This window comes from Xenorhabdus hominickii (assembly GCF_002632725.1).
Taxonomy (GTDB): Bacteria; Pseudomonadota; Gammaproteobacteria; order Enterobacterales; family Enterobacteriaceae; genus Xenorhabdus; species Xenorhabdus hominickii.
Genome location: NZ_NJAI01000004.1, coordinates 73,581 through 79,099, shown reverse-complemented (window position 1 = coordinate 79,099; position 5,519 = coordinate 73,581). Strand labels below are relative to the sequence as shown.

Sequence of the window (5,519 nt, the reverse complement as noted above, 5' to 3'; positions counted from 1 at the left end):
GATTTGTGACAATAACGGCAATAGACGTCAGCTTTGGCCATGCTTTACCCTTAAAAGGCGGGAAGCATATCACAACAACTAACTATTTAATACATGACCGAAATAGGTATGGGAATTGATTCAGACTACTTTGGCAAGGGCGTAGGTTCAAAGATGATGGAGTTTGCGATCGATTATGCATTTAATTGGTTAGGTTGTATCAGAATTGCATTGGGGGTGTTTAGTGATAATAAAAGAGCAATAGCCTTGTATTCAAAATTTTGATTTGAGGTTGAAGATATCCGACGCAAGCAAGCATTAAGGAATGGTCAATATTGCGATGTGATGGGGATGTCCTTAATTAATAGTCGGTTGATATGATTTTTTTACGATTTATGGCAATAATCTAGATAGAGGAAGCATCGGTTTGAGGGCTTCCTCTTTATTTTATATTAAGATAAAAAAGATATTATGATACGAAAACTAAAAACCTCGCTGTAATATCTTACATTCGTACTCTTGTGAATCTAGTTGTGTGGTCAACTGTGTCATAAGTATATTTTTATGTTTAAAATTATTGCAGATAAATAAATCAATTGCTGCATAATGGTATTCAGGCCATGTATGTATTGTGAAATGTGATTCGGCCAATATAATGACACCGCTCACTCCCCATGGTTTAAATTCATGAAAATGGTGGTTGACTATATTAAGATCACATTTACGGGCAATATTGAGCATGATCTCTTCAACAATAGGAATGGATTTTAATTTATTACTATCACAATCCTTCATTTCTATCACAATGTGAGTACCAAGTTGTTTGGTATCAAATATCTTGTTTTGAATAGGTAAGTTAATTTTTTCTTGCCCACGGTATTGAAATTTGTTTTCATGGCATTGGTTACAGCCTGTCTCTATCAATTTTTCTATTGTTAATATTTTTTTACCATATCCAATCGTCATCATGTTATGGCATGATTTACATTGATAAAATTTCATTCTAGGGTTAAGTTCTCCAGTATATATCTTGCGGGAGTAAGAACTATTCTCTGGAATTGTAGAGTATGTATTTTTTGTCACAGAAAGCACATAAAGGTCACTGACATTACTAATAATACTACCACCATGATAATGATTAAATTGTGGGTGGATATTTTTGATAAGCAGATTTTGATCATGGAATAAACGCTGTATTTCTCTATTCTGTACGGGTTTCTTTTGACCAAATGAAAGTAATATCTCACTATTATCATTTTTTGCATAGCTAATCGCACGTGATAAAAATAGTTTGAGTCCACTTAACGTATAGGGTGGATCGGTTAAAATAATATCGAATTCTTTCGCATATTTATTAGACTGTTTTAAATCTATGTATTCAGTATTAATGAAAAAATCATTTTGGCCAGATACATATTTAATAAATTCCAATAAATTTTGGTCGATATCTTTGACGAAAATATTTTGTGATCTATGGTGACCGAGTTTTTTAAATGCCATCATTAACGCTAAAGAAGTTAAATCATCATCACCCAAAAATAAAAATTTTTGCTTAAATATACTTGGGTTTTTAAGTAATAACATAACCCGACGTATTGAGGTTTCTAGCGTTGCATGAGCTTGATCTAACATGACATTCACTTGAGGGCGTTGGTGATATATTGTCTCCAGTAGGGTTGTGAGTTCACTTTCAAATTCTTTTTGTTTTTCAGACAAAGATAGTGAATTATATTTATTTATATCAACAGATTCATACCCGAGTTTATTTTTTATGTGTTTTATACCTTCATGTTTTAATTTAAAAGTACCTTTGTTATCAGCGAAGTCGAATTTTATTAACTCTTTTTTAAATGCAGATATTATTGGGATAGGTAAGCCACTTTTTAATGATAAAAATTTATTGGAAGAGCAATTTCCTAAATACAAATATATCAATAAATTCTCTAATACTTCAATAGGCTGAGTTAGTGTCATGTTACTTTTTATAGTTCTTAATATATTATTCATGGTTATCTCTTTTTGCTACATTTTTTTCTAACTCAATAATATAATTAAAATGAGTCTCTATTAATTCAATGGTTAAAATGCCTGTTAAGGCCATTACGGTAAGTCCTTCTAAAATCATAAAAATTTTCTCTGCTTGTATTTTGCTAAGAGAGGTTAATTGTATGATGATATTAATGTTGGAGTCATATATTTCTTGCGCTATATGGCTTTCATCTTTTTGTGACTCCTGAATCATAAATTCGTATCCAGCGACTCTAATGGTATTACGAATATTTAACAAATCTTTTTTTTCGTTTTCTAAAAATGCCTGAAAACTTTCAAATCCACTATCTAACTGCTGAGAATTTATTTGACGAACAAGTGCGATGAAAATTTCTTTAGTTGATTGAAAATAACGATAAACTCCACCACGGCTTAACCCGCATTCATTGACAATATCGGTCATAGTAGCTTTACTATAACCTTTATCAATAAAAATATTATGTGACTTTTTTAAAATATATTGTTGCGTTTTATATGATTTCATTTTTTCCTCATCATAAAAGCGACAATGATGTCGCTTTTATGATTTAATATAAGTCAAATATTTCTGATTTGCAATAAGAGGATATATGTAAGGAATTTTGGGTTTTTGTTATTTTAATGTTAAAAAAGATTGTAAATCTGACTGAATGAGTTTGCTTTTGTTTATAACAAATTGAATAACAATGATTTTACCACTTGATAAATTTAAAATAGTATGGGTTTACATTATTAATCCATTGTATATATACCATTTCTAATTATGTCATTGATACTGTGTTTTAAGCTCATAACTTACAATTTTTTAAAAGGTTATACTTGACCTGAAAGTTTATCTTGGTTTTGAAAAACAATTTCTGTCAGGAAATTCGCGATTTTTCGTATTCTTGGAGAATGAGCTAAATCAGACTGGATCACGAGCCAGATAGGTTTATCTATACCAAGATCATATGAAATGCAGGTAAGTCCAGTGCCGTTGGCTGCAATATGAGGTAATACTGCCAATCCCAGACCTGCATTTGCCGCTGCAATTTGCGTAAAAATTGATGTTGTTGCGACTGATAGTGTGCGGCCTTTGAGGGTTTGTTCAAGCCAGCTGAAAGAAGGAAGCTGTGAGTGCTCAGGTGTCCAACCAATAAAATTAGCATCGTCATATTTACCTTTAAATATGCCAGAAGGACAAGTTGCCAGATAGGAATCGCTTCCATACAGGCCGAATCCCAATATACCCAGTTGACGAACATTAACATGTCCTTGCTCTGGTCTGATGATTCGAAGTGCTAAGTCAGCATCACGACGGTGGAGATTTACAGAATAGATGTCAGTTGTGATCTCCAATTTCAGATTTGGATGACTGTTTTGTAGGCTTGCCAAGTTTGGAATAATTAGGTGGGTGGCTAATGTTTCGAGTGTTGCAAGGCGAACAGTTCCTGCTATATCTGTCCGTGTATCAGCTTCAAGTAGAAACGAACCCGCTGTCGCCTCCATCGCTTTGGCTTTCTCCAATAGTTCTATACCATCTTCCGTTAATCGATAGCCTGATTGGTGTCGGAGGAATAGAGGTATTCCGAAGGTGGTTTCCAGCCGTTCTATTTTTCGTGATACCGTTGCTACACCAATACCAAGAAAATCTGCTGCCTTACTGATCGTACCTGTGCGTGCGATTGCCAAGAATATTCGAATGTCATCCCAGATAAGTGATTTCACTGTACTTTTTCCATTTATGAAAAATTGATTATTAATATTGCCTAAATATTTCAATTTTGAAAGATGCCACAATGATTTTTCCAAAAATCACTCAGTCTGATCTACATATAAAGTAAAAAATTAAGGTAACGAATATGAGAGCAACGCCACAATTAGCAGTAGTGCTGACATTAATTGCAACATTTTTTTGGGGATCAAATTTCCAGGTAACAAAATTTGTGCTTGCAAGTTTGCCACCATGGACAGCTTCCGTTGAGCGTTTCTTCTTCGCTGTCATCTGTATTTTCATTTTCTTAGCATGGAAAGAGGGGATTCATGGCAAGGTGTTGAAGCAAAATTGGCGAGCATTCATTATCCTTGGTGCGATTGGAGTAGCAGGATTCAATGGAGCGTTTTTTGTTGGTCTTCAAAGTTCCAGCCCAGTCACAGCTGCACTTATTGTGTCAACGACTCCCATTTCTGCTAATATTTTGGAAGCTATTATATATCGTCGGATCCCTGAATTCATACGTATGATTAGCATGGTTATCAGTCTGCTGGGCGTTGCTTTGGTGATAACTAATGGTCAGTTTATTTTGAGCGGTGCGGTTCAGGTAGCAACGGGGGATATGATCATTTTTGCCGGTAGTCTTGGTTGGGCGATTTATACAGTAGGAACCCGAATATTTGTCAATAATGCGACACCATTGGAAACAACAAGTTGGACGATGTTTTTTGGCGCAGTTATCCTAACGTTCATTGCAATTTTTGTTGAGTCACCGATCCCTGCATTATCAGCAGGAACACTTGAAAGCCATTTAGCCTGTATCTATATAGGTATTGGTGGTTCCACTTTTGCTTATCTCTTTTGGAACATGGGAATTGCAATCCGAGGAGCAGGAAAAACGGCGGTATTTTTCAATTTTGTCCCAATTTTTGCACTTGCTATACAGGTCGTTATGGGTGAAATACCAAGCTTGATACAACTTATTGGTATCGTGATCACGGTTGTTGGTGTGCTCGTGGGGCAAGGAAGCATCAATAAATGGCTCGTTTTTAGAAGAGCAATAAAAGATTAATAGATGGTGAGCGTTTCTTTTCAATGAGTCTGAGACATTGCAGGGATTGCATCTGATTTTTTCCTACTTTAATTGAATATACAGACTCATTATCATCTTTAATTAATAATAGTTGCCAGTTTTTTATCATTTTTTAATGATGAAGTATTTCAGTGTCCATAAAAAAGGTGAAAAGCTATTTTAATATTTCTTGAATGTTACCAATCTATCAAAAACACCGGACATCAAAGTATAAATGGTGGAACACTGATTTATCATTAAGTTTTTAATATTACTTATTTATATTGTTGCTGCTGCACTAGAAATTGTCTAAAAATTATATTTTGCCATCTCACTTATATTTTTTAAATGTATTCAATCTCAGTAATACTTAAGTTTGAAATTTACTGAATATGTGTTGTATTTTTCGGATTTTTTATAATGTTATAAATTAATAAAGTTAGCTGTTGGTTGTTGCCAAAGTGTCCATGTATAAATTAATAATTTTATATTTTTTGAAAATAAATTTTTCATCTCTAAAAAATATCTCTCCTTCTATTTTTGAATATCCTAGAAGTACAACATTGATCACAATTATCACTCGGTATAGGTCATGTATTAAATAGTTAGATTGAATATCAAAAATAGTACTCACGCTCAATAAAAGTTCCTATCACCTTATCGTGCATTTCTTCGGATTTTGAATAACTGATAGTTTTTCTATTCAGTCTTTTTACTCGAGTACGCTGAGTTAAATTCGTTCTCTCT

General features: G+C 33.7%; 6 protein-coding genes. 2 read left to right on the top strand and 4 right to left on the bottom strand.

Annotated elements, in window-relative coordinates; genetic code table 11:
* Positions 1-93 precede the first annotated feature (93 nt).
* The gene (locus tag Xhom_RS36580) at positions 94-264 is read left to right on the top strand and encodes a GNAT family N-acetyltransferase (protein ID WP_338063739.1); all 171 of its coding nucleotides are present in this window, start codon (positions 94-96) and stop codon (positions 262-264) included.
* Positions 265-462: 198 nt separating this feature from the next.
* Here Xhom_RS36580 and speD read toward each other — a convergent pair whose 3' ends face one another.
* From speD to Xhom_RS12795, 3 genes are all read right to left on the bottom strand, one after another.
* Positions 463-1,986 (bottom strand): adenosylmethionine decarboxylase, encoded by a 1,524-nt coding sequence (speD, locus tag Xhom_RS12805; RefSeq protein ID WP_069315337.1) that lies wholly within the window; start codon positions 1,984-1,986, stop codon positions 463-465.
* A complete protein-coding gene (locus tag Xhom_RS12800; RefSeq protein WP_069315338.1) occupies positions 1,979-2,512 on the bottom strand; it encodes a TetR/AcrR family transcriptional regulator in 534 nt (177 codons plus the stop codon). Before Xhom_RS12800 ends, speD begins: the two co-directional genes overlap by 8 nt.
* A 308-nt stretch (positions 2,513-2,820) precedes the next feature.
* Positions 2,821-3,714, bottom strand: coding sequence for a LysR family transcriptional regulator (locus tag Xhom_RS12795; protein WP_232326235.1), 894 nt, complete (start codon positions 3,712-3,714; stop codon positions 2,821-2,823).
* A gap of 134 nt (positions 3,715-3,848) precedes the next feature.
* Here Xhom_RS12795 and Xhom_RS12790 point away from each other — a divergent pair, with 134 nt between their 5' ends.
* Positions 3,849-4,772, top strand: coding sequence for a DMT family transporter (locus Xhom_RS12790; protein WP_069315339.1), 924 nt, complete (start codon positions 3,849-3,851; stop codon positions 4,770-4,772).
* Positions 4,773-5,389: 617 nt separating this feature from the next.
* On the opposite strand, the gene Xhom_RS12785 is transcribed toward Xhom_RS12790, so the two are convergent.
* A partial coding sequence (locus Xhom_RS12785; protein ID WP_244590775.1) for an IS1 family transposase occupies positions 5,390-5,519 on the bottom strand: 130 nt, incomplete at its 5' end.

Excerpts from the sequence above, each read along its gene's own strand:
- Xhom_RS36580 (WP_338063739.1), top strand. The coding sequence starts at position 94 with ATGACCGAAATAGGTATGGGAATTGATTCAGACTACTTTGGCAAGGGC.
- speD (WP_069315337.1), bottom strand. The coding sequence starts at position 1,986 with ATGAATAATATATTAAGAACTATAAAAAGTAACATGACACTAACTCAG.
- Xhom_RS12800 (WP_069315338.1), bottom strand. The coding sequence starts at position 2,512 with ATGAAATCATATAAAACGCAACAATATATTTTAAAAAAGTCACATAAT.
- Xhom_RS12790 (WP_069315339.1), top strand. The coding sequence starts at position 3,849 with ATGAGAGCAACGCCACAATTAGCAGTAGTGCTGACATTAATTGCAACA.